Source organism: Streptomyces sp. NBC_00258 (genome assembly GCF_036182465.1).
Classification (GTDB): Bacteria; Actinomycetota; Actinomycetes; order Streptomycetales; family Streptomycetaceae; genus Streptomyces.
In genome coordinates this window covers 8,525,914-8,549,036 of sequence record NZ_CP108081.1, presented here as the reverse complement: position 1 = coordinate 8,549,036, position 23,123 = coordinate 8,525,914, and the positions used below count along the sequence as shown (strand labels likewise).

The window sequence follows — 23,123 nt, the reverse complement described above, 5'->3', positions numbered from 1 at the left end:
GCGTGACGGGTTACCGGTAGCCCGTCACATCCGCCGGCTTGCCCTGTGACTCCACCTCGATCAGGTAGCGCCACGCGTCGGGCGCCGAGCCGTCGACGTCCGTGAAGCCGTACTCCTGGGCGAGGCCGCCGCTGGAGAGCGACTGTCCGTTCCAGCGGGCCGCGTCGGGGTCGGCTGCGAGCGCGACCAGGGCCCGCCCGACATAGGTGGGCGTCTCGGAGATCGCGAAGTGCGGGACGTGCGCGCAGGCGTCCCGCCAGTTCTCCTCGGTGACCTTGAAGGCGGTGTCGAGCATCGCCTCCGAGCGCAGCCAGCCCGGGGTGAGGCAGACCGCCGTACAGCCGTGCTCCCTGAGCTCCTCCCCGAGGTCGTGGGCCATGCGGATGGGGGTCGTCTTGGCCAGGTCGTAGAAGAACGGTTTGCGGTAGCGGCGGTTGTACTCCTCCGTGCCGTCGGTGACCTCGACGAGCAGGCCGCCGGGGTTGCGGACGAGGAGCGGGAGCGCGGTGTGGCTGGTGATGATGTGCGACTCGATGCCGAGGCGCATGATCCGCAGCCCCTTGTCGAGGTCCATGTCCCACATGTCGGGCTGCTTCTCCGCCGACCAGTCGAGGAGGACGTCGCCGCCCCACATGTCGTTGACGAGGATGTCGAGGCGGCCCTGTTCGCGGTCGATGCGGTCGACGAGGGCGCGTACCTGGTCGGGCTCCAGGTGGTCCGTCGGGACCGCGATGCCCCGGCCGGTGGCGCCCGCGGCCTCGTCGACCAGTTCGGCCGTCCCCTCGATGGTCTCGGTGGTCCGGCCGACCTCGCTGACGTGCTCGCGGGTCGTGCGTCCCGTCACGTAGACCGTGGCTCCGGCGCGGCCCAGTTCCACCGCCATGGCCCGTCCGGCGCCTCGTGTGGCACCCCCGACCAGGGCGACCTTTCCTTCGAGTTGCCGGCCGTGTTCCTGGGCTTTCGTCTGTGCTGTCGTCTCCATGGTCCGAGCATCGCGCCGAATACCGACATCTGCTGTCGGACTTTCCGTGGGCATGTGCGCGCATAACGATCTGCCTGTCCCCGGGTGCGCGGGCCGGGTCGAGGCCCGATGCTTGTCCCGTGATGGACGAGACGGAGTTCTGGGAGCTGGTGGACGCGACCCGCGAGGCCGCCGAGGGCGACCCCGAGGAGCAGGCCGACCTGCTCGTGGAGCGGCTCGTCCAGTTGGACCCCGAGATGGTCCTGGACTTCGCCCGTCACTTCGAGGCCCGCTACAACCGTGCGTACATGTGGGATCTGTGGGGCGCGGCCTGGATCCTGCTCGACGGGGCCAGCGACGACGCCTTCGACTTCTTCCGCTGCTGGCTGATCGGCCAGGGCCGGGAGGTGTACGAGGCCGGCGTGCACGATCCCGACAAGCTCGCCGACCTCCTCACGGACTTCGACGACGAGGTCGACGGGGACGGTGAGGAGCTGGGTTACGCGGCGGACGAGGCGTACGAGCAGCTCACCGGCACGGTCGCCCCGGACCTCGGTATTCCGGCCGCGCCGCCCGAGCCGCTGGGCACCGCGCTGGACCTGGAGAACCAGGCGCAGCTGGCGGAGCGTTTCCCCCAGCTGTGGGACCGGTTCGCGGACTGACGGCGGGCCCACCGGCCGACTGGTGGGCGGTCACACCGCGGAACTGACGGACGCTCCCACCGGGAGAACCCGCTTCACCGGGAGAACCGTCTCACCAGGAGGAGCCGCGCGGCCCTGCCGTCCGGGTCTGGTGCGCGGGGGCGACCACGGCGGTCGGCCAGGCCGCGGCCACGGGCGAGCCGTCCTTCCGTGCGCTGTGCGGCGGAGCCGCGTTGGCCCGGTCCAGTGCGGACGCGGTGGCGGCGGACGGCCCCACCACGACGGCGGCCACCACACAGGCCACGGTCCACGGGCTGCGTGCGGCCCGTGCCCACAGCGAAGTCCCCCGGGTCTGCTGCTCCTTGCGACTGCTCATGATCCCCACCTCCGGTCAGTGCGTGCCTCGACGCTAGAAGGCGTTGCTCGGGGTGATCCGTGAGCCGGCTGTGGCGTACCTGTGAGGCGTTACGGGGAGTCGCGGGGCAGGGACGCGGGATGGGCGGGACCCGGGCGACAGGGCCCCAGGACCTAACGCCTGCCCTGGAGGTGGGCCGCGTGTTCCCTGATCTCGGGCAGCCTCGCCATCAGGGCGGCGCCCGGGCAGGCGGTCCAGTAGCCGTCGGTGTGGCCGGAGAGGGCGGTGAAGGTCCCGCGGGTGCCGGCCGGGTACTTGCTCAGGCTGTTGGTGGAGAGGAGCCGCACGTGGGCGCGCGGGTCGATGCCCACGAGGCCGAGTTTCCAGGCGGCGACGGCCGCTATGGCGTCGGTCATGGCCTTGGGGACCGGGACGCCCGCGGTGAAGGTCCCTATCGCGGCGATGCCCGTCGTGCCCACGTTGAAGCCCTGCGTGTGGGCGCCGACGACGGCGCGGTCGATGCCGCCCGCCCGGCCCTCGTAGATCGTGCCGCAGCGGTCGACGAGGAAGTTGTAGCCGATGTCGTCCCAGTGCCGGACCCCTGCCTGTCCCGCGTACAGGTACCGGATGATCTTGGGAGCGTCGGCGCAGTCGTAGCCGTTCGGCGAGTCGGTGTGGTGCACGAACACGGCCGACACGCGGCCGGCGTACCGGGTCGGCGGCCTGGTGTAGGCGGCGTCTGCCAGCCAGCGTTCCCGCGGCACGATCGGGGGCCGGGCGGCCTGGTGCCCCACGGCGGCCCGAGCCGCGACGGGACGCTTCGCCTCGCCCGGCGTCCGGTCGACCCCGACGGCGCACAGCACGAGACCGGTGACGGCGACCAGGCCGGGGACACAGGCGAGGGCGACGCGCGCGGGGCGGGGTATGCGGTCCAGGGCCGACGGACGGGGCCCGGTGTCGGCCGACGGACGGGGCCCGGTTTCGCCGTCGGCTTCGGGCCCGGTCCGCCGCAGCGTCCTTCGCCAGCGTGCGCGAACCCCCCGCAGCGCGCCACGGGCGCGGTGTGGCGGAGGGGTTCGATGGGCGCACATGGGATCCACTCTCAGGGACAGTCGGGCCGTCCGCGATGTGTGCTGTGCCACCCGGTGGAACCAACGTCCCGGTCCGAGACGTTTCTACAGGTCCACGCACGCGTGCCGGATGGCCGGTTTCCACGCGCGCGTACCTGATCACTGGGCCCTCCCGGCACGTACTAGGAGACCCAAGAGAAAGGGAGCTCCGTGGACCTGCTCGACATCCTGCTGTTGCTGGTGATCCTCGGCTATGCGGCGTCCGGCTACCGGCGCGGGCTCGTCGCGGGCTGTGTGTCCCTGGCCGGCTTCGTGGGCGGTGCCGTGATCGGCGTGTGGGTGCTGCCCTGGATGATGGACCTGGTGGAGGCGGGGACCACGGCGGCGACGGTCACCGCGGTGCTCACGGTGCTGCTGCCCGCCGCCGCGGGCCACGAGCTGGCGGGCCGGCTGGCCCTCAAGCTCCGGCGCGAACTGGACAGCGGCCCCTTGCGCACGGTCGACGGAGTGGGCGGCGCCGCGGCCAACGGGATCGCCGTGCTGCTGGTGGCATGGGTCGCCGCGAGCGTCCTCGGCGCGTCGGCCTCACCCGTGGTCACCTCGTCGATCCGTGACTCCGCGCTGCTCGGCGCGGTGCAGGACGCGATGCCGGAGACCACCCCGACCTGGTTCTCCCGGGCCACCTCGGCGCTCACAGAGGCGGGCTTCCCGCAGGTCTTCAACCCCTTCGAGAACGAGCCGGCGGCCAGCGTCGCCAAGCCCTCGGGGGACAGCGTCACCGCGGCCGCCACCCGGGCCGCCCAGCGCTCCACCGTGAAGGTCGAGGGCGCGGTCGGCACCCAGGGCCGTGAGGGCAGTGGCTTCGTGTACGCGCCGGAGCACGTGATGACCAACGCGCACGTGGTGGCGGGCATCGACGAACCGACCGTCCGCGTGGGCGGCACGGGCAAGGCGTACGAGGCGAGGGTCGTCCTCTTCGACCCGGCGAAGGACGTGGCCGTGCTCGACGTCCCGGGCCTGAAGGCGCCCGTGCTGCCCTTCGACACCAGCGCGACCCGCGGCGACGCGGCCGTGGTCGCGGGCTACCCGCAGGACGGCGGTCTCGACCTCCAGGCGGCCACCGTCGCCAACAAGATCAATGCCAGGGGCCAGAACATCTACGGCTCCGACCCGGTCACCCGCGAGATCTACTCGATCCGCTCCACGGTCCGTCCCGGCAACTCCGGCGGTCCCCTGCTGACCACCACAGGCAAGGTCTACGGCGTCGTCTTCGCCCGCTCCACGAGCGACAACGAGACGGGTTACGTGCTGACCGCCGACGAGGTCGCGGGCGATGCCCGGCGCGCGGCGAAGGCGAAGGCCGCGGTGGACACGGGCGACCTCGTCACCTCCTGACCCCCGAGCGGCCCGGCGCGGCCCGGAAGCAGGTGGACGACCAGCCAGTTGGCACGTTTTGCCACCCAGGCGAAACATGCCCCTGCCTTCCTCCGGGCGTACGCTTCCCCGCGTGAGCACCAAGTCGTCCGCAGCGACCAGGACCCCGTCGCTGACCGAGCGCCGCAAGGCGGCAACCCAGTTCGACATCGCCCGCGCCGCCGCCGAGCTCTTCACCGAGCGCGGTCCCGACGGCACCACGGCCGAGGAGATCGCCGTACGCGCCGGTGTCGCGCTGCGGACCTTCTACCGCTACTTCCGCAACAAGCAGGACGCCGTCGGCCCCCTCCTCGCGGTCGGCGGCGACCACTGGCGGGAGCGCCTGGCGGCGGCAGAGCCGGGTACCGCGCTCCCCCGGGCGCTGGAATCGGCCGTCATCGCGTCGCTGACCGTCCCCCACGAGGCCAAGGCGGAGGGACTGCGCTGGACCCGGGGCCTGCTGCGGGCGTGCGCCGAGGACCCTGCGCTGCGCGCGGTCTGGTACCGCGTGAACCAGGAGTCCGAGGACAAGCTCATCCCCCTGGTGGCCCGGCTGGCGGGCGACGACGCCGACCCGCTGGAGATCCGCCTCGCCGCCGCGGCCGCCACGGACGCGATCCGGGTCGCCCTGGAGACCTGGGCCGAGTCGGACGCGGACGTCGAGGGCCTGGGCTCACCCGCGGAGCTCGCGGTGCGCTGCCTGCGGGAACTGACGGGCGGGATACGGCTGTTGGCGGAGCCGCGGAACGTCAGAGACTCCGCCCCATGAGTACGTCGTCCACGTACTCCCCGTCCAGGTAGAACTCCCCGGGCTGGATCCCCTCGATCACGAAGCCCTCGGACTCGTAGAGCTTGCGGGCCGGGGCGTTGTGACCGAGGACGCGCAGGGTGATCCGCAGGGCGCCCTGGCTGCGGGCCTCGGCGACGACCGCGCGGATCAGCGCCCGTCCCACGCCGAAGCCGCGTGCGTCTTCGGCGACGGCGAGGCCCTGGATCTGCCGTACGTGCGCGTTCGAGACGAGCGGGGTGGGGAAACCGAGCCGTACGTAGCCGATGACGCGCCCCTCCAGCTCCGCGACCAGGTGGTCGCGGGGGCCGAAGCGCTCGTTGAAGAACGGATCGTACGGCTGCTGCTCCTGGGGTCTGACGGCGTGCTGATAGGACCAGATCGCGCGGTCGAGACGGCCCAGCGCCTCTTCGTCGTCGGGCCGGGCGGTGCGTATGGACGGCTCGGGCATGACGTCACTTTACGACCGGCGCGCGCGGCGCCGTCCGGTATACCGACCACCCTCGGCACACCGCTCCCTGGGTGGTTGGCGGAGGATGGGGCCATGGAGACTTCCCGAATCGCCGTGGCCGGCGCGTCCGGCCTCATCGGGAGCGCCCTGGTGCGCTCGCTGACCGCCGACGGGCACGAGGTGGTGCGGCTGGTGCGCCGTACGCCCCGGGCGAAGGACGAGGTCGAGTGGGACCCCGAACGGCAGTACGTCGACGCGGCGGGCCTCGTCGGCTGCGACGCCGTGGTGAACCTCGCGGGCGCCGGCATCGGCGACCACCGCTGGACGGACGAGTACAAGCGGAAGATCCGGGACAGCCGCCTACTCGGCACGGCAGCGCTGGCGGAGGCCGTCGCCTCCCTCGACCGGCCGCCACAGGTCTTCGTGAACGGCAGCGCGATGGGCATCTACGGAGACACCGGCGAGCGGGCCGTGGACGAGAGCGCGCCTCCCGCGATCGGGTTCCTGCCCTCGCTGTGCGTCGAGTGGGAGGAGGCGGCGGCTCCCGCGGAGGAGGCGGGAGTACGGACCGTCTTCGCGCGCACCGGCCTGGTGGTGGCCGCGAAGGGCGGTGCCTGGGGGCGGCTCTTCCCGCTCTTCAAGGCGGGTCTCGGCGGGCGGATGGGCGACGGGCGGCAGTACTGGAGCTACATCGCGCTGCACGACCACGTGGCCGCGCTGCGGTTTCTGATCGACTCCGAGTCGCTTTCCGGCCCCTTCAATCTGACGGCTCCGGAGCCGCTCACCAACCGGGAGATCACGGCCGCGATGGGGCGCGTGCTGCACCGGCCCACGCTCTTCGCGGTGCCCGCGCCTGTGCTGAAGCTTGTACTCGGGGAGATGGCACAGGAGGTGCTGGGGAGCCAACGGGTGCTCCCTACCAGGCTGTTGGAGTCGGGGTTCACCTTTGCGTTTCCGGGGATCGAGGAGGCGATCCGGGCGGTTCGCTAGCACTGGCGCTCCGCTCGGCTGCGGTTCATCGATCTGCGGCCCGGCTGTGGCTGAGCGCGCCCACGATGGGGGTCCCCCGCTCGATCGAAGTCGAGAGTGGGGGAGGAGCCGCGTATGGACACGGCCCCGCACCTTTTACGGGGCACGGGGCGCGGGCATAGTCCCCGGCCGGCAGGACCGGCTCATGCGACCCGCGTGCGACCGTGCCCTGTTCATGCGCGACTTCCACCGCCCGTCGGCGGCCCTACCCTCGTGCCGAACTCGGGTATTCCTGGAGCCCGTTGGGGGCATCACGTCCCCAGCAGTCACGCGACCTCGGGGAGGGGCACGTGCTAGAGCCCGCGTATCAGGCGGACGTCGTCATCGTGGGAGCCGGAGTCGCAGGACTCGCGGCCGCCCATCGACTGAACAGCGCAGGTGTAACGACCGTCGTCCTGGAGGCCGCCCCTTACGTGGGTGGCCGTATGACGACCGAGAAGGTCGACGGCTTCCGGCTCGACCGCATCGGCCAGCTCCTCTCCACGTCCTATCCCGAGCTGCGGCTGACCCCGGGCCTCGACGGGCTCGCCCTTCGGCCGTTCGCCCCCGGCGTGCTCGTCCACGCCGACGGCCGCGTCCACCGCGCGGGCGAGCCCGCAGGTGCCGGGGGCGCACGGGGCGCACTCGACGCGGCGCGCGCCCTGGTGAGCCCCCCTCGCAGGCTCAGGCAGATACCGGCGGCCGCCGTGCCGCCCGTGTCGCGGGCCTTCCCGCCGCTCGGCGGCGCCCTCGACCAGGCCCGGCTGGCCGCGGCCCTCGGACGGATCGCGACCGTCCCCGTGGACCGGCTGCTGGCCCGGCCCGAGCGGCCCGCGGGGCGCGCACTCGCGGCCCGCGGCATGCCGGCCCGTACGGTCGAGGGTTTTCTGCGCCCGCTGCTGGCCGCGCTGCTCTGCGACCCGGATCTGACGACGTCCAGCCGGTGCGCGGACCTCGCGCTGCGCGCCTTCGCCTCCGGCCGGCTGTGCGTCCCGGAGGGCGGCGCCGACACGCTGCCGGAGCTGCTGGCGGCAACCCTGCCGCCCGGGACCGTCCGCACCGGCGTGCGGGTCACGTCCGTGTCCACCACCTCCGTGACGACGGCGGAACACGGTGAACTCCGCTGCCGGGCCATCCTGGTGGCGACCGACGCCCACGCCGCCGCCGAGCTGCTGCCGGGCCTGCGGGTACCGCCGTTCCACGAGGTCACCGTGGTGCACCACACGGCCGACGAGGCACCCCTGGCAGAGCCCGCGCTGCTCCTGGACGCGGACCGCAGGGGCCCGGTGGCCCACACCGCGGTCATCAGCCAGGTCGACCCGACCCGTGCCCCCGTGGGCCGCGCCCTGATCTCGTCCACGATCCTCGGCGCACCCCCCGAGGACACGGACCGGGCCGTACGCGCCCACCTGGCCGCCCTCTACGGCACCGCCACGCATCGCTGGGAGCTGCTCGCGGTCCACCACACCCCCGACGCCGTTCCCGCGATGCCGCCCCCGCACGACCTCCGGCGCCCGGTCCGTCTCCTCGCCGGCCTGTATGTCTGCGGCGACCACCGCGACACCAGCACGGTCCAGGGCGCCCTGCACTCCGGCCACCGGGCGGCAACGGCCCTCCTGACGGACCTCGGCGTCAACTCGGCACCCACGGCGTCCCCATTAGCGGCCTCGACCGCCGCGTAGGCGAGCGAGAGCCAGGGGGTGGAGGTCCCGCCGCGGGGCAGGACCTCCTCCCCATCCACAGCCTCCCCCCGCCCCGTAAGGGGCGCGGGGAACTGCGCGACCGGCTCCCACCGGCCCGCAGCCTCGACACCACCCTCGCCGCCCCACCCGCGGAGCAACCGTCAGCCGAGCGCAGCGACCTTGTCGCGGTACCCCCTGACCGGCGGCGCGTCCTTGTACGGCTCCAGCCGCCGCTCGAAGTCCCGCACATACTCCACCGCCCGCACCGACCGCATCTCCGAGGCCTGCGTCGCGGCCTCCGCACCCAACTGGCAGGCCTGATCCAGCTCGCCGAGCCCGAGCCGCGCCGAGGCCAGGACCACCCGGCAGAAGAGCCGGCTGCGCGCATACCCGGGTGCCCGCAACTGCAGGGACCGCTCGGCGTGCTGCGCGGCCGCCCGGTACTGCTGGAGGTCGCGGTGGCAGTGCCCGAACTCGTCCGCGAGCTGCGCCTCGTCGAAGAACCGCGCCCAGTACGGCACTTCGTCGCCGGGCCGGGCGGTCTCCAGCGCCCTTTCGGCGCGCACCAGCGAGGCCGTGGCCGCCCGCACCTCGCCGAGCACACCGTGCCCCCGCGCCTCGACCGCGTACAGCAGCGCCTGGACGACCGGCGGGGCCGACGAGCCCACGCCCTGCTGGGCGACCCGGGCCAGCTGCACCGCCTCCCGGCCGTGCCCCAGATAGACAGCTTGACGGCTCATCGTCACAAGCACGTACGAGCCGTACGCCCGGTCCCCCGCCGCCTGCGACAGCCGCAGCGCCTGGACGAAGTACCGCTGGGCGAGCCCGTGCGCGGCGATGTCGTACGAGGTCCAGCCCGCCAGCCGGGTCAGATCGGACGCGGCGGCGAACAGGCGGCGCCCCGTCTGCTCCCCGTAGGTGCCGCGCAGCATCGGCTCCAGCTCGTGCTCCAAGTACCGCACGAGGGCCTGCCGGGCGTGCCCTCCACCGTACGCGTTGTCGAGCGTGCGGAACAGTTCCCCGACCGAGCGCAGCGCCGCGATGTCGCCCGCGGTCACCCGCTGCCCGGGGCCACGTTCGGTCTGCGCGCGCTGCCGGGGCACGGCCGGGCGGCCCTGTACGGGGATCCGTACGGCACCGGGGTCGCCGCGGCCCACCCGGTCGTCGGCCCGGCCGATCAGCCAGTCCCGGCTGGGCACGACGAGCCCCGCCGGAGTGAAGGCGATCTTGCGGAGCTCCGCGTGGCTTCCGGAGTCCTTGCGCCACAGTCCGCCGACGATGTCGACGGCCTCCTCGGGAGTGGCAGCGAATTCGAGCCCGGCGTACACCGGGGCGCACGCGTCGAGTCCGAGGTCCTGGGCGGTGAGACGGCGTCCCAGCCGGCGGGTGAAGACCTCGGCGATCAGCGCGGGTGTCGTGCCTCTCGGCTGCTGGCCGCGCAGCCAGCGGGTCACGGATGTCTTGTCGTATCTGAGATCGAGCCCGTGTTCGAGGCCGAGCTGGTCCACTCGGCGGGCTAGCCCCGCGTTGGAGAACCCCGCTTCTGCGATTAGTGCGGCGAGCTGACGGTTGGGGGTGCGCTGCGCGGGTCGTTCCGTCATCTGCGGTGCGAACTCCTGCCTTCCGGGCTGGGGGCCTGCGGGAACAGGCCCGGGCGAGGTCGGCCGCCGTGCCTTGAGCAGCCCTTGAAAGCCTCGTGAACGGCGCGAATGTAGCGGTCCGTAAGCACCCGATCGCACACTTCGACACGCATTCATCCGATCGTGTGAGGATTGCCCCCAGGGCTGACGAGGTTCGACCAGACGTACAGTGGCGTGAGGCTGTTATGAGCCTTACGACTCTTTCAGGGAGGCGCTTGCCGTGAGTGAGTTGCGGTTCGTCCGCATGGGTTTCGGTGCGGACGCCGTCGAGTACCAGGAGGCCTGGGACGAGCAGCGCCGTGTGCACACGGCGCGCTTCCAGGACGAGATCCCCGACACCTGTCTGCTCCTGGAGCACCCGCCGGTCTACACGGCCGGGCGGCGCACGGCGGACAGTGAGCGGCCCCTCGACGGCACGCCCGTCGTCGACGTGGACCGTGGCGGCAAGATCACCTGGCACGGGCCGGGGCAGCTGGTCGGCTACCCGATCCAGAAACTTCCTCGCCCGGTTGACGTCGTCGCCCACCTCCGCCGCCTCGAGGACGCGATGATCCGGGTCTGCGCGGAGTTCGGTGTCGAGACGAGCCGGGTGGAGGGGCGGGCCGGCGTCTGGGTCCTCGGCGACCCGGTGGCCGAACGGCCGTCCCTCGGCGGGCTCTCCCTCGACTTCGACCCCCGGCTGGCGGACGAGGAGTTCGATCCGCGGCTCAACGGGCCCGAGTACGCGCCGTCCAATGCGGGGCAGCGGCGTGAGGACCGGAAGATCTGCGCCATGGGCATCCGGGTCGCCAAGGGCGTCACGATGCACGGCTTCGCGCTGAACGTGAACCCCGACACGTCCAGCTTCGACAAGATCATTCCGTGCGGCATCCGTGACGCCGGTGTCACGTCGCTCGCCCACGAGTTGGGCCGCGACCTCACCATCGCGGAGGTCCTGCCGGTGGCCGAGCGGCATCTGCGGGATGTTCTCGGGAACGCGGAGTTGAGGCCGCGGGAGGTTGAGCGGGTAGTGGTGTAGGGCCTTTTTTCGCCCCCGCCGCCCCTACCCATTCCCGTCCCTTACTCAGGGGCTCCGCCCCCGAACCCCCGCTCCTCAAACGCCGGAGAGGCTGAATACTTCGCAGCCCGGGCCGACACACTCAGCCCGTCCGGCGTTTGAGGACGAGGCCGTTCAGGCCGACAGCGGGGGTCTGGGGGCGCAGCCCCCAGGGACGGGACGGGTAGGGGCGGCGGGGGCGAGGAAACCCCCGGGAATGCACCCCCGTTCCCGAAGGTTGCCCACCCCGGGGGCCGAGAAGCGAACGGGCGTACCCTGGTGTACGCCGAAGAATCGAAGCTACAGGGAGCCGATGTGTCCGCAGTCGCACCCGACGGACGCAAGATGCTGCGCCTGGAGGTCCGGAACGCCCAGACCCCCATCGAGCGCAAGCCCGAGTGGATCAAGACCCGGGCGAAAATGGGCCCCGAGTACACGAAGATGCAGAACCTCGTGAAGAGCGAGGGCCTGCACACGGTCTGCCAGGAAGCAGGCTGTCCCAACATCTACGAGTGCTGGGAAGACCGCGAGGCCACGTTCCTCATCGGCGGCGACCAGTGCACGAGGCGCTGCGACTTCTGCCAGATCGACACGGGCAAGCCCGAGGCGCTGGACCGCGACGAGCCCCGCCGTGTGGGCGAGTCCGTGGTCACCATGGATCTCAACTACGCGACCATCACGGGCGTCGCCCGCGACGACCTGGAGGACGGCGGCGCCTGGCTGTACGCCGAGACCGTACGCCAGATCCACGCGCAGACGGCGAACCGCGAGAGCGGCCCCACCAAGGTCGAGCTCCTCGCCCCCGACTTCAACGCGGTCCCCGAGCAGCTGGCCGAGGTCTTCTCCTCCCGGCCGGAGGTGTTCGCGCACAACGTCGAGACGGTCCCCCGTATCTTCAAGCGCATCCGCCCGGGCTTCCGCTACGAGCGCTCGCTGAAGGTCATCACGGACGCCCGTGACTACGGTCTGGTCACGAAGTCGAACCTGATCCTCGGCATGGGCGAGACCCGTGAAGAGGTCAGCGAGGCCCTGCGCCAGCTCCACGAGGCCGGCTGCGAGCTCGTCACCATCACGCAGTACCTGCGGCCCTCCGTGCGCCACCACCCCGTGGAGCGCTGGGTGAAGCCGCACGAGTTCGTCGAGCTGAAGGAGGAGGCCGACCAGATCGGCTTCTCCGGAGTCATGTCGGGCCCGCTGGTCCGCTCCTCGTACCGCGCGGGCCGCCTCTACCAGATGGCGATCGAGAAGCGGGGTTCGTACGTCGCCTCGCAGGCCGTCTGAGACGAAGCGAGAGGGGTCGCGCGGCACGTTGCGCGACCTGCGGGATGGCACGCAGTGCCACCCTCGGCGTGTGAATCCGAGCACAAGCAACTACCTGCCGGTAGTGGCCAATACGACGCGGTCCTGACCGTCCCCGCAGATGGGGGCCACCTCAGGGCCGCGTCAGTGTTTTCGGCCCGCGCATCAAGGCTTCATTGGCGTTTGACCGGTCGGTCACGCCCTGGTAACACCATTCAGTGACCCTGGTCTTACGCCACGTAGAGCCCTAGCCAGAGCCGCCATCCCGAGGGGGGACCTCCATCATGCAGACCGCGCCCGTACGAGCCACACCGATTCCGTCGTTCGGCGATGCACTCCGTGCCGTCGAGTCGCTGCTCCTGAGCAGCGGCCAGCGCACCGCCCGCCGCAACGCCTGGACCTCGGTCCTGGAGGACCGCCGTCGCGCCAAGGACCGGGTCGAGGCACAGCTCGTCCTGGAGAAGAGCCTCAGCGGCCGTCACTGAGCCGCCGACCCGGCACCGCCGTCGTCGGCGCTTCCCACGCCACGTAGACTTCACGGCATGGCGAGGAAGGAATCCGCAGCGGACGCTGCGAACCCCGGGCGACTCAAGCAGATTGCCCTGACTTACAAGATGACCCGCAAGGCCGACAAGATGATCGGTCTTGTACTCGCGGCTGTCGGAATCGGCACCCTCGGTGTCTTCCTCGCGATCGGCTTCTTGATCGGGCACCCGATCTATCTCGGCATTCTCGGCCTCCTGCTCGCCTTCCTCGCGTCGGCGATCGTCTTCGGACGCCGGGCCGAGCGTGCGGCGTTCGGTCAGATGGAGGGCCAGCCGGGTGCGGCCGCCGCGGTTCTCGACAACGTCGGGCGCGGCTGGACGACAACCCCGGCGGTGGCGATGAACCGCAGCCAGGACGTGGTCCACCGGGCCGTCGGCAAGGCCGGCATCGTCCTGGTCGCCGAGGGCAACCCGAACCGGGTGAAGAGCCTGCTGGCCGCCGAGAAGAAGAAGATGGCCCGCATCGTCGCGGACGTGCCGGTGCACGACATCCTCGTCGGCACGGGCGAGGGCCAGGTCGAGCTCAAGAAGCTCCGCACGACGATGCTGAAGCTGCCCCGCGTCCTCTCCGGCCCCCAGGTCACCGCGACCAACGACCGGCTGCGCGCGCTCGGCGACCTCATGTCGAACATGCCCCTCCCCAAGGGCCCGATGCCCAAGGGCATGCGCATGCCGCGCGGCGGCCCGAAGATGCGCTGACACACTCCCGTACGACGAAGACGCACTCCGCGTACGACGATGGGGGCGCCCGGATCACTCCGGGCGCCCCCATCGTCGTACGGACCGGGATCTCGTCGTACGGACCGGGATCTCGTCGTACGGACCGGGACCGTCAGATCCTGACCTCGACCGTGCGGGCCAGACGGTCGTGCAGTCCCCTGCCGTCGCGGTCCCAGATCAGCGCCGGGAGGGCGACGCACAGGAGGACCGTGCGCAGGAGGGCGCGGAGCGGGTTGACCGTGCCGGTGTCCAGGGCGAGGACGCGGAGGCCGAACAGGCGCTTGCCCGGGGTGAAGCCGATCGTGCCGACGGTCAGGACGCTCACGCCGAAGAAGACGGCCAGCGCCCAGTTGCCGGTCGCCTGGCCGTAGCCGTCGGTGATCAGGCCGTATGCGATCAAGAGGCACAGGCCCCAGTCGACGGCGAGGGCCGCGAGGCGCCGCCCGGGGCGGGCGATCGAGCCGGGGCCCGACTCGGGCAGACCCAGCTGCTCGCCGCGGTATCCGAAGTCGGCACCGGCTTCCTCCGCGGCCGCGCGGGGTCCGGAGAGCCACGATCCGATTGCTTGCCTGTTGTCCACCCGTCCACGGTACTGCGCCCGTTTTGGCATGCGTACAGGTGGGGTGTTCCCGGCCCGGTCCGGTTAACTTGGGCGAAACAAATGGGTCACGCTTGAGAAATCACCCGTCCCTAAGGTCGGGCTCAGCGTGTGCCACCGCACTGGCCGCACGAACGAACTACCACCCCGGTCCACAGTGAGCGGGAGTAGGAGGAGCTGGATGTTCCAGAACGCCGACGAGGCCAAGAAGTTCATCAAGGACGAAGACGTCAAGTTCGTCGACGTCCGCTTCTGCGACCTGCCGGGTGTGATGCAGCACTTCACGCTGCCGGCAGAGGCCTTCGACCCGACCGAGGAACTGGCCTTCGACGGCTCCTCCATCCGCGGCTTCCAGGCCATCCACGAGTCCGACATGGCGCTCCGCGCCGACCTGTCAACCGCGCGCGTCGACCCCTTCCGCCGCGACAAGACGGTCAACATCAACTTCTTCATCCACGACCCGATCACGGGCGAGCAGTACTCCCGTGACCCGCGCAACGTGGCGAAGAAGGCGGAGGCGTACCTCGCGTCGACCGGCATCGCCGACACCGCGTACTTCGGCCCCGAGGCCGAGTTCTACGTCTTCGACAGCGTGCGGTTCCAGACCACCGCGAACGAGTCCTTCTACCACGTCGACTCCGAGGCGGGCGCCTGGAACACCGGCGCGCTGGAGGACAACCGCGGCTACAAGGTCCGCTACAAGGGCGGTTACTTCCCGACCCCGCCGGTCGACCACTTCGCCGACCTGCGTGCCGAGATCTCCCTGGAGCTGGCCAAGTCCGGCCTCCAGGTCGAGCGCCAGCACCACGAGGTGGGCACCGCCGGCCAGGCCGAGATCAACTACAAGTTCAACACGCTGCTCGCCGCGGCCGACGACCTCCAGCTCTTCAAGTACATCGTGAAGAACGTCGCCTGGCGCAACGGCAAGACCGCGACCTTCATGCCGAAGCCGATCTTCGGTGACAACGGCTCGGGCATGCACGTCCACCAGTCGCTGTGGACGAACGGCGACCCGCTGTTCTACGACGAGGCCGGTTACGCGGGCCTGTCGGACACCGCCCGCTACTACATCGGCGGCATCCTCAAGCACGCCCCGTCGCTGCTGGCCTTCACCAACCCGACGGTGAACTCGTACCACCGTCTGGTCCCCGGCTTCGAGGCCCCGATCAACCTGGTCTACTCGCAGCGCAACCGCTCCGCGGCCATGCGTATCCCGATCACGGGCTCGAACCCGAAGGCCAAGCGCGTCGAGTTCCGCGCGCCCGACTCCTCCGGCAACCCGTACCTCGCCTTCTCGGCGCTGCTGCTCGCGGGCCTCGACGGCATCAAGAACAAGATCGAGCCGGCCGAGCCGATCGACAAGGACCTCTACGAGCTGGCTCCCGAGGAGCACGCGGGTGTCGCCCAGGTCCCGACCTCCCTCCCGGCCGTCCTGGACCGCCTCGAGGCCGACCACGAGTTCCTGCTCGCGGGCAACGTCTTCACGCCCGACCTGATCGAGACGTGGATCGACTACAAGCGCACCAACGAGATCGCTCCCCTGCAGCTGCGTCCGCACCCGCACGAGTTCGAGCTCTACTACGACGTGTGATCGACTCCGTGACCGACACGTACGCGTAGCGCGTCACGGCTGACGAACGAAGCCCTGTCACCGCCCCTCGGGCAGTGACAGGGCTTTGTCGTTCTTTGCCTGGTGGAGGACTGATCCAGATCCATTCGTGGAAATGCCCGGGTGCACACTGGAATCGGGACGAGTGCCCGATTTCGAGGTGATCGCTATGCAGAGCCGCTTCCAGGCCGACCGGGGACTGACCGCGAGGATGGGCATCACGCTGTTCCTCCTCGGGCTGCTGTACGTGGTGTTCGTGGCCGCGCTGATCGTGCTGCTGAAGTCCTGGGTGCTGGTCGTGGTGATCGCAGCGGCGCTGCTCGGCGCGCAGTACTGGTTCTCGGACCGGATCGCGCTGTACGCGATGCACGGGCGGGTCGTCGAGCGCGAGGAGTATCCGCAGCTGCACGGGGTGATCGACCGGCTCTGCGCGACCGCCGACATGCCGAAGCCCGTGGTCGCCGTCTCCGACATGGAGATGCCGAACGCCTTCGCCACCGGGCGCAACGCCGACCACGCCGCCGTCTGCGTGACGACCGGGCTGCTGCGCCGACTCGACCCCGCCGAGCTGGAGGGTGTACTCGCCCACGAGCTGTCTCACGTGGCGCACCGCGATGTCGCGGTGATCACCGTGGCCTCGTTCCTGGGAGTGCTCGCCGGGCTTGTCGTGCGCTTCACGCTCTACTCGCAGGTGTTCGGCGGGCGGGGGCGGAAGGACCAGAACACGGTCGTCGTCCTGATGACGGTGATGGCGGTGTCCGCGGCCGTCTACGCGCTCAGCTTCCTGCTCATCCGGGCCCTGTCCCGGTACCGCGAACTGGCCGCCGACCGGGCCGGGGCCATGCTCACCGGGCGTCCCTCGGCGCTGGCCTCCGCGCTGACCAAGCTGACCGGGGACATCGCGAAGATCCCCACGCGTGATCTGCGGACCGCGCAGGCCTTCAACGCCTTCTACTTCACGCCCGCGTTCGGTGCCGCGCCGGGCGGCCGGCAGCTCTTCTCCTCCCTGCTGTCGACGCACCCGAGCCTGGAGGACCGGCTTGATCAACTCGGCCGTATCTCCGGCGAGTTGGGTGAGGCGCCGGCCCCCGGGAAGGCCGGCTGAGCATGGGGTTCCTCGACATCCTCCTCGGCCGCAGCAGGCCCGTCGCGCCCGATCTCGACCAGCTCTTCGGGCTGCCGTCGGCCGCCGTGACACTGGAGGCGGCGGCCGGGTTCACGCCGACCGGGCACGGTTCGGTGTGCTTCGCGTCCGTCGAGGGGGCCGCCTTCGACGACGTACGGGAGGAAGTGCGGGAGCTGCTCGACGCGGACTCGGAGCCGCCCGTCGAGGTGAGCCGGGACGACTACGGGTACACCTGGCTGGTGTCGCGCCGGGAGCCGGACGATCTGCCCGCGCTCGTCGGTGATCTGCACGCGGTGAACAGCACGCTGGAGGGCAGCGGGTTCGGCCCGCAACTGCTGTGCTCGGTGGTCGGGTTCCACCACGGCGACGGGCGGCGGCTCGGACTCGTCTATCTCTACAAGCGCGGGACCTTCTACCCGTTCGCGCCGCTGCCCGGGGACGGCGAGCGGCGCGACAACGCGCTGGAGCTGCAGGTCAGGGCGGCACTCGGAAACGACCTGCGGGTGGAGCAGGACCTGGGCCGGTGGTTCCCGCTGTGGGGAGCGCCGGGCCTGGGCTAGGGCCTGGGCCGGCCGCTCCCCCGGACTAGTTCCGCTTCTGGCGGGTCATCCACGGGCGTTCGCGGCGGTAGCGGCGCTCCCACCTGGCCTGCTGGTCACGGCGCTGGCGGTACGCGCGGTAGTCGTTGTCGCCGCGTGCCGACGAGCCGGCCCCGCGGGGCGACGAGGAACCCGTCGACCCCTGGCCGGTGCGGCCGTAACGGAAGTGCAGGTAGAGCAGGGCTGCCCCGGCGAACCACCAGAGCGGGTTGTTGAAACCGAGGACGACCAGAGCGAGGACCGCCAAAATGATCAAGGTACCCATGATGGGTCTCCTTGTGCGTGGGTGGTGGGACCTTGAGATGTCCGACGCGGCGCTGGGGGCGGGCACCCGTCCGTCGGTGGGTTGAGAGTAGCCCTCAGGATGCCGGGTGATGCCTGTCCGACGGAAACGAATAACGCCGGAGTCGGAGGGAGAACGCTCGCAGAACTCCTGAAGTCGAACAAAATCGACGTTCGGAGCGAGAATCCAGGGGCGGGGCCGGGGACAGGACAGGGCACGGCCACGGAGCGACACAGGGGATCGGGTGAGCGGACAGGTGCGGTACATCGAGGTGGCGGAGCGGCGGGCCCGGCTGGCTGTCGGGCAGCGGCTGGCCGGGTCCGCGCGGGCGGACACACCGGAGGAGGTCGCGGAGTCGCTGGTGGCGCTGCACGGGACGGATCCCGCGAGCGTCTTCCTCGCCGTGGGCGCGCGCCTGGCGGACGCGGCGAAGACCGTGCCGGAGACGGAACGCGCACTGTACGAGGACCGGACGCTGTTGCGGATGCACGGTATGCGGCACACCGTGTTCGTGTTCCCCACCGAACTCGTTCCGGTCGTGCACGCGTCCACCGGGCTCACCGTCGCCGCGCGGGCACGGGCCGCTCTGATCAAGGACATGGCCAAGGCCGGGGCACCGGACGCGGAGTGGCTCGCGGAGGTGGAGGCGTCCGCGCTGGCCGCGCTGGCCCGGCGCGGGGAGGCCACCGCGGTGGAACTGGCCCAGGACGAGCCCCGGTTGAAGGAACAGTTCGTGTACGCGGCGGGGAAGAGCTACGAGGGCGTGCACACCGTCTCCTCGCGGCTGTGGAGGGTGCTGGGGGTCGAGGGCCGGGTCGTACGAGGACGGCCGCTGGGCTCGTGGACGTCCACGCAGTTCCGGTGGGCGGTGGCCCGGCCCTCCCCCGAACTGCCGGTCGCCGAGGCCCAGTCGGAGCTGGTGCGGCGGTGGCTCGGCGCGTGCGGGCCTGCCACGGAGGCGGACCTGAAGTGGTGGACGGGCTGGAAGGTCAGTGACGTACGGGCCGCGCTCAAGGCGGTCGGGGCGGTGACCGTGGCGGTGGACGAGGGCGTCGGGTACGTCCTCGCCGACGCCGTGGAACCGGTCGAGGCGGTCGAGCCGTGGGCCGCGCTGCTGCCCGGCCTGGATCCGACTGCCATGGGATGGCAGGAACGGGACTGGTACTGCCCGCCGGAGCTGAGGTCCGCGCTCTTCGACGGCAGCGGGAACATCGGGCCCACCGTGTGGTGGGACGGGCGGGTCGTCGGTGGGTGGGCCCAGCGGCCCGACGGCGAGATCGCCTGGCGGCTGCTGGACGACGAGGGGGTGGGCCGAGAGGCGCGGGAGGCGATCGAGGCGGAGGCCGCGCGGCTGCACGCCTGGGTGGGCCCGACCCGGGTCACACCGCGCTTCCGGACGCCGCTGGAACGGGAGTTGGCGTCAGCCTGACGACGGGAGCCGTCGCCCCGCCGGCTCGTGGCACACGTCAGGGCCATGACCCGGTGCGCCGTCCGCCCCGACAAACGGGCGGCGCACCGGGCGTGGACTCAGCGGGCGTACCTCATCAGGGCTCGGACCATGTGGCACGTGGTGTCCGACGGCGGGTGGATTCCGATGAGTTGGGCCGTGCTGCGGATCTTCTCGTTGCGGGCCTGGTTCGGTACGTACACACCCGAGTCGAGGAGGGCGATCGCGAGTCGCATCGCCTTCAGACGGCGGTTGTGCGTCACGTACCAGTCGCGGGGGCGTCCCGGTGGCAGCGGACGCTTCTCGACGGGCTCGTACGGCAGGTCGAGCAGGACCGCCCTCTTGGATGTGGACTGAGTGGGCAGCGGGCTGAGTGCGGCAGCGGGCACAGGCATCCTCCTGTCGCGGTCAGGGAACCGTCCGGCGTCTCCGGCGGCCCCCTCGAACACTACTTATAGTTTACCGGCCACCACTGACATCCAGCGAGCCCAGGACGTCCAGTAAATGGCCAGGTGGGCAAGGCAATTGGCGCCGTGTCACACATGGTTTGCGAGATGTTCGTGAGGCGGCACAAATTCGAACAGAGCCGTCCCTCGCCCTGCGTCGTTCTTGTCCCGGCGGCCGAGCTGTGGCTGACTGGCGACCCGGTTATGGGGAGGGCGCATGGGCAACTGGGTCGTGATCGTGCAGTACGACAACGACACGTACAGGACCGAGTTCATCCGTCGCGGGCTGGAGACGAAGGAACAGGCGCTGGAGGAGCTCGGCGCCGCCGTCCACACGTACGTACCGAGCAAGCATGTCGTCGAGCAGTGGCGTCAGGTGTACCGCTTCGCCGACCAGGAGTCGTACCTGGTGGTGATCAAGGGGAGGATCACCAAGTGGGAGTGCACCCTGCGCATCGCGGAGCTGACCTCGGACACGAACGTCCCGGCCGTGTCCGAGCGGGCGGACCCGGAGGGCGGCCCGGCGGAGCCGGAGGACAGCGCGGCACAGTTGGAGGACGGCGCGGCGGAGGTACCTGATGAACCGCAGGACCGGATTCCGTCCGGCTACTGACAATCACCCCTGACCAGAAGCCCTTTGGGCCATGCCGTGACGGGTGTTCCGCGTGGCGTTTCGCGTACGTTGTGCGGTATGGAGATCTGGATCAATCCGGCATGTTCGAAGTGCCGCAGTGCCATCAATCTGCTGGACGAGGAGGGGGCCGCGTACACGGTTCGGCGGTATCTGGAGGACGTGCCGAGTGAGGCCGAGATCCGGGAGGTCCTGGAGCGGCTCGGGCTGGAGCCCTGGGACATCACCCGGACCCAGGAGGCCGTGGCGAAGGAGCTGGGGATGAAGGAGTGGCCCCGGGTCCCCGGTTCGCGGGAGCGGTGGGTCGCGGCGCTGGCGGAGCATCCCCGGCTCATCCAGCGGCCGATCATCACCGCGGAGGACGGCACCGCCGTGGTGGCACGTACGGACGAGGCCGTACGTGACGCGTTGGGCCGAAGTCAAGATGAAGGTCCCTCAACTTCCGCGTGATCTACGTTACTTAGGTGACTCGTGTGAACTGCTGAGTAACTCCGTTCGGTATCTCGTACATAGCGGCGGACGGCCACCGCCAGGGGTGGCCGGGGACAGGAGCCGTTCATGTCACGCAGGAGAACTCTCGGCCCGAAGAAGAAGATCGCGCTGCTGGTGAGCGCCGCGGCCGTGGCGGGCGGCGGGGCCTTCGCCTTCGCCGCCACCTCGAACGCGAGCACCGACGCTCCGGCCGCGCAGTCCTCGGTGGTCTGCGACGGGCTGGCCACCGCGCTGGGCAACAACGAGAAGTTCATCGAGGGGCAGCGCACCGCCCCGGACGCCCAGTCCGAGGCTCGGATCGCCAACCGGGAAGCGGTGATCGCCCAGATCAAGGTCCAGCAGGAGGCCTCCGGGTGTGAGGTCGGCGAGTCCTCGCAGGCAGGAGCGCCCCAGGGGACGCCCGCCGAGTCGGCCCCGCCCGCCGCCGCAGACCCCGCGGACCCCGCCGAGCAGCCCTCGCAGAGCGCTCCCGCCGCCGGTGACACGGGCGGTGACAACGCTGTCGGCGGCCAGCAGGTCTGCAACGGTTCCACCGTCACCCTCTCCGGCGAGGACGGCGCTCCCGCCGCGTCCAGCAACCAGTTCCCGGCCGGTACGAAGCTGAAGGTCACGAACCTGGACAACAACAAGTCCACGACCGTGGAGGTCACTTCGGTCTCCGGCAGCTGCGCGCTCCTGAACAACGCGGCGTTCGAACAGGTCCGCGAGCCCGGCAAGTTCCTGATCCGCAAGGCCCTCATCGAGAAGGTGGGCTGACGGGACGGCTCCCGTCGGCGGGACCCCGCCGCGGTGACGGCTCAGGCTGCCAGGAAGCCGGCCAGTCTGCGGTTCAGCTCGGCGGGGTCCGTGTGGGGCAGTGCGTGGTGCGAGACGCCCGGCAGGACGGCCACCTCGGCGTGCGGCAACAGGGTGGCCGCACGGGCCGCCACCCGTCTCGCGTCATGGGTCCTGCTCCTCTCGGCCAGCAGGACCAGGACCGGCAGGTCGAGCGCGCGCAGGGCATCCGGCTCGGGGGCCGGACCCGTCACCGGCCGCACGAGCGGGAAGGCGCCGGCCTCCTCCTGGAGACGCAGCCAGTCGTGGTCGAGCGGGACTCCCCCGGTCTCCCACTCCAGGAAGGCGCGCAGACGGCGGGGCGAGCGCCGCAGCATCATCGACCCGGCACGCAGCAGGTACGCCGCCCTGAACCCGGAGAAGCACTTCGTCGGGTCGAGGAGGAACAGACGGCTCACCCGCTCCGGCGCGCGCAGCGCGTACTGCAGGGCGATCCAGCCGCCGTACGAGTGCCCGCCCAGGTGGATCCGGGCGGCCTGTCCCGCGCCCATGTCGTGCAGGAGCGCGCCGATGAGTTCGTCCAGCCACGCGGTGAGGTGTTCGACGGTGCGCAGTGGGCTCTCTGCATCGCGTACGCTGCGGCCCGGTTCGCCGAGCAGGTCGACGGCGTGGACCCGGTGCGTACGGGCGAGTTCGGCCGCGTTGGCGAACCAGGAGGCCGAGGTGGCACCGCCTCCGCCCGGTAACAGGAGGAGCGGGATGCCGTCGCGCGGACCGCAGACGTTGACCACCGTCTCGCCGAACGCGGTGCGGACGCTGATCTCCTCCCGGTCGGCGGGCCACTTGGCCATGACCTTGTCGTACGCCACGCTGAAGTTCATGGTCCCCTTCCCCTCCCTCTATTATCTCGCTGAACGAGATACTCACTCATCGAGATGATAGACGGGGACGCGGCGTGAAGGACCAGGGGCCCGAGATGGAGATCGTCCATCTCCTGCGCGCGGCCACCGTCGAACTCGGCCTGCACAGCGCCCGGTTCGCGAACGAGAACAACATGCACGCCACGGACGTCAGGGCACTGATCTGCCTCATGGACGCCCGCAGGGACGGGACCGAGATGACGGCGGGACGGCTGGGCGGCCTGCTCGGGCTCAACTCGGCGGGGACCACCGCCGTCGTCGACCGGCTCGAACGGCTGGGCCACGCGCGGCGGGTACGGGACGCGCGCGACCGGCGCCGGGTGCTCGTCGAGGTGGAGAAGCGGGCGGTCGAAATGGGCCAGACCTTCTTCGGCCCGCTGATCGACCGGTCCGTGGAACTGCTCCGGGGGTACGACGAGCGCGAACTGGCCGCGATCCGGGGCTTCCTCACGGGCGTACGGGAGGCGGCGTCGGGCGCGGAGCCGGATGTGTGATCCGGAGGTGCCGAGGGCGGAGGGCGCGGCGGGGTGCGTTGTCAGGCGCCGGGCACCGGGTACCAGGCGCCGAGCTCTCCGGGCTCCGGCAGTCCC

The 23,123-nt window shown here is 71.0% G+C and carries 26 protein-coding genes; 17 read left to right on the top strand and 9 right to left on the bottom strand.

Translation table 11 applies throughout. The features are described 5' to 3' along the window. Positions 1 to 10 precede the first annotated feature (10 nt). Positions 11 to 982: an SDR family oxidoreductase gene (locus tag OG718_RS38150; RefSeq protein ID WP_328846358.1), complete on the bottom strand. Its 972-nt coding sequence runs from the start codon at positions 980 to 982 to the stop codon at positions 11 to 13. Positions 983 to 1,104: 122 nt separating this feature from the next. Between OG718_RS38150 and OG718_RS38145 the strand changes: the two genes are divergently transcribed. Beyond that, positions 1,105 to 1,623: a DUF4240 domain-containing protein gene (locus OG718_RS38145; protein WP_306943698.1), complete on the top strand. Its 519-nt coding sequence runs from the start codon at positions 1,105 to 1,107 to the stop codon at positions 1,621 to 1,623. A gap of 91 nt (positions 1,624 to 1,714) precedes the next feature. On the opposite strand, the gene OG718_RS38140 is transcribed toward OG718_RS38145, so the two are convergent. Further along, positions 1,715 to 1,978, bottom strand: a complete 264-nt coding sequence (locus OG718_RS38140; RefSeq protein ID WP_306940440.1) for a hypothetical protein — start codon at positions 1,976 to 1,978, stop codon at positions 1,715 to 1,717. A 152-nt stretch (positions 1,979 to 2,130) separates the two neighbouring features. Further along, positions 2,131 to 3,048: a peptidoglycan recognition protein family protein gene (locus OG718_RS38135; RefSeq protein ID WP_328846357.1), complete on the bottom strand. Its 918-nt coding sequence runs from the start codon at positions 3,046 to 3,048 to the stop codon at positions 2,131 to 2,133. Positions 3,049 to 3,237: 189 nt separating this feature from the next. On the opposite strand from OG718_RS38135, the gene OG718_RS38130 reads away from it, so the two are divergent. Together OG718_RS38130 and OG718_RS38125 are read left to right on the top strand one after the other, a co-directional pair. Further along, on the top strand, positions 3,238 to 4,422 hold the full coding sequence (locus OG718_RS38130; RefSeq protein ID WP_143631168.1) for a MarP family serine protease: 1,185 nt from the start codon (positions 3,238 to 3,240) through the stop codon (positions 4,420 to 4,422). Between the two features lie 112 nt (positions 4,423 to 4,534). Continuing rightward, positions 4,535 to 5,209 carry a TetR family transcriptional regulator gene (locus OG718_RS38125; RefSeq protein WP_328846356.1) on the top strand — a complete coding sequence of 225 codons (675 nt, stop codon included), beginning with the start codon at positions 4,535 to 4,537 and terminating at the stop codon, positions 5,207 to 5,209. On the opposite strand, the gene OG718_RS38120 is transcribed toward OG718_RS38125, so the two are convergent. Continuing rightward, positions 5,190 to 5,678, bottom strand: a complete 489-nt coding sequence (locus OG718_RS38120) for a GNAT family N-acetyltransferase (RefSeq protein ID WP_143631173.1) — start codon at positions 5,676 to 5,678, stop codon at positions 5,190 to 5,192. The genes OG718_RS38125 and OG718_RS38120 overlap by 20 nt on opposite strands. Before the next feature lie 93 nt (positions 5,679 to 5,771). Between OG718_RS38120 and OG718_RS38115 the strand changes: the two genes are divergently transcribed. After that, positions 5,772 to 6,668 carry a TIGR01777 family oxidoreductase gene (locus OG718_RS38115; protein WP_328846355.1) on the top strand — a complete coding sequence of 299 codons (897 nt, stop codon included), beginning with the start codon at positions 5,772 to 5,774 and terminating at the stop codon, positions 6,666 to 6,668. Between the two features lie 329 nt (positions 6,669 to 6,997). Then, a complete protein-coding gene (locus OG718_RS38110; RefSeq protein ID WP_328846354.1) occupies positions 6,998 to 8,368 on the top strand; it encodes an NAD(P)/FAD-dependent oxidoreductase in 1,371 nt (456 codons plus the stop codon). A 161-nt stretch (positions 8,369 to 8,529) separates the two neighbouring features. On the opposite strand, the gene OG718_RS38105 is transcribed toward OG718_RS38110, so the two are convergent. Then, positions 8,530 to 9,969: a regulator gene (locus tag OG718_RS38105; protein ID WP_143631179.1), complete on the bottom strand. Its 1,440-nt coding sequence runs from the start codon at positions 9,967 to 9,969 to the stop codon at positions 8,530 to 8,532. A gap of 259 nt (positions 9,970 to 10,228) precedes the next feature. Here OG718_RS38105 and lipB point away from each other — a divergent pair, with 259 nt between their 5' ends. The 4 genes from lipB (at position 10,229) to OG718_RS38085 (ending at position 13,587) form a co-directional block, all read left to right on the top strand. Next, complete coding sequence (lipB, locus tag OG718_RS38100; protein WP_143631181.1) at positions 10,229 to 11,026, top strand: lipoyl(octanoyl) transferase LipB; 798 nt, start codon at positions 10,229 to 10,231, stop codon at positions 11,024 to 11,026. Between the two features lie 333 nt (positions 11,027 to 11,359). Beyond that, on the top strand, positions 11,360 to 12,325 hold the full coding sequence (lipA, locus tag OG718_RS38095; protein ID WP_143631183.1) for a lipoyl synthase: 966 nt from the start codon (positions 11,360 to 11,362) through the stop codon (positions 12,323 to 12,325). Between the two features lie 302 nt (positions 12,326 to 12,627). Beyond that, the gene (locus tag OG718_RS38090; RefSeq protein WP_143631185.1) at positions 12,628 to 12,828 is read left to right on the top strand and encodes an SCO2195 family GlnR-regulated protein; all 201 of its coding nucleotides are present in this window, start codon (positions 12,628 to 12,630) and stop codon (positions 12,826 to 12,828) included. A gap of 57 nt (positions 12,829 to 12,885) precedes the next feature. After that, entirely contained in the window at positions 12,886 to 13,587 is a 702-nt protein-coding gene (locus OG718_RS38085; protein ID WP_055611121.1) for a DUF4191 domain-containing protein, read from the top strand. 133 nt (positions 13,588 to 13,720) lie between these two features. Here OG718_RS38085 and OG718_RS38080 read toward each other — a convergent pair whose 3' ends face one another. Beyond that, on the bottom strand, positions 13,721 to 14,188 hold the full coding sequence (locus tag OG718_RS38080) for an RDD family protein (protein ID WP_143631187.1): 468 nt from the start codon (positions 14,186 to 14,188) through the stop codon (positions 13,721 to 13,723). A gap of 199 nt (positions 14,189 to 14,387) precedes the next feature. Between OG718_RS38080 and glnA the strand changes: the two genes are divergently transcribed. The 3 genes from glnA to pspAB all read left to right on the top strand — a co-directional run bounded on the left by glnA (position 14,388) and on the right by pspAB (position 17,501). Then, positions 14,388 to 15,797 carry a type I glutamate--ammonia ligase gene (glnA, locus tag OG718_RS38075; protein ID WP_143631189.1) on the top strand — a complete coding sequence of 470 codons (1,410 nt, stop codon included), beginning with the start codon at positions 14,388 to 14,390 and terminating at the stop codon, positions 15,795 to 15,797. A 187-nt stretch (positions 15,798 to 15,984) separates the two neighbouring features. Continuing rightward, positions 15,985 to 16,920 carry a zinc metalloprotease HtpX gene (htpX, locus tag OG718_RS38070; RefSeq protein WP_143631191.1) on the top strand — a complete coding sequence of 312 codons (936 nt, stop codon included), beginning with the start codon at positions 15,985 to 15,987 and terminating at the stop codon, positions 16,918 to 16,920. A gap of 2 nt (positions 16,921 to 16,922) precedes the next feature. Further along, on the top strand, positions 16,923 to 17,501 hold the full coding sequence (gene pspAB / locus OG718_RS38065; RefSeq protein ID WP_143631193.1) for a PspA-associated protein PspAB: 579 nt from the start codon (positions 16,923 to 16,925) through the stop codon (positions 17,499 to 17,501). A gap of 25 nt (positions 17,502 to 17,526) precedes the next feature. Here pspAB and OG718_RS38060 read toward each other — a convergent pair whose 3' ends face one another. Next, a complete protein-coding gene (locus OG718_RS38060; protein WP_143631196.1) occupies positions 17,527 to 17,805 on the bottom strand; it encodes a hypothetical protein in 279 nt (92 codons plus the stop codon). 262 nt (positions 17,806 to 18,067) lie between these two features. Here OG718_RS38060 and OG718_RS38055 point away from each other — a divergent pair, with 262 nt between their 5' ends. Further along, positions 18,068 to 19,252: a winged helix DNA-binding domain-containing protein gene (locus tag OG718_RS38055; RefSeq protein WP_328846353.1), complete on the top strand. Its 1,185-nt coding sequence runs from the start codon at positions 18,068 to 18,070 to the stop codon at positions 19,250 to 19,252. A 98-nt stretch (positions 19,253 to 19,350) separates the two neighbouring features. On the opposite strand, the gene OG718_RS38050 is transcribed toward OG718_RS38055, so the two are convergent. Then, positions 19,351 to 19,659: a hypothetical protein gene (locus OG718_RS38050; RefSeq protein ID WP_143631201.1), complete on the bottom strand. Its 309-nt coding sequence runs from the start codon at positions 19,657 to 19,659 to the stop codon at positions 19,351 to 19,353. 274 nt (positions 19,660 to 19,933) lie between these two features. On the opposite strand from OG718_RS38050, the gene OG718_RS38045 reads away from it, so the two are divergent. The 3 genes from OG718_RS38045 (at position 19,934) to OG718_RS38035 (ending at position 21,595) form a co-directional block, all read left to right on the top strand. After that, positions 19,934 to 20,329 (top strand): hypothetical protein, encoded by a 396-nt coding sequence (locus OG718_RS38045; protein ID WP_328846352.1) that lies wholly within the window; start codon positions 19,934 to 19,936, stop codon positions 20,327 to 20,329. Between the two features lie 78 nt (positions 20,330 to 20,407). Beyond that, a complete protein-coding gene (locus OG718_RS38040) occupies positions 20,408 to 20,797 on the top strand; it encodes an arsenate reductase family protein (protein ID WP_328846351.1) in 390 nt (129 codons plus the stop codon). A 108-nt stretch (positions 20,798 to 20,905) separates the two neighbouring features. Continuing rightward, entirely contained in the window at positions 20,906 to 21,595 is a 690-nt protein-coding gene (locus OG718_RS38035; protein ID WP_306940430.1) for a hypothetical protein, read from the top strand. Between the two features lie 41 nt (positions 21,596 to 21,636). Here the strand turns inward: OG718_RS38035 and OG718_RS38030 are convergent, their stop codons facing one another. After that, positions 21,637 to 22,494, bottom strand: coding sequence for an alpha/beta fold hydrolase (locus tag OG718_RS38030; protein WP_328846350.1), 858 nt, complete (start codon positions 22,492 to 22,494; stop codon positions 21,637 to 21,639). A 95-nt stretch (positions 22,495 to 22,589) separates the two neighbouring features. Here OG718_RS38030 and OG718_RS38025 point away from each other — a divergent pair, with 95 nt between their 5' ends. After that, on the top strand, positions 22,590 to 23,027 hold the full coding sequence (locus OG718_RS38025) for a MarR family transcriptional regulator (protein WP_328847904.1): 438 nt from the start codon (positions 22,590 to 22,592) through the stop codon (positions 23,025 to 23,027). The last annotated feature ends 96 nt before the right edge of the window (positions 23,028 to 23,123 follow it).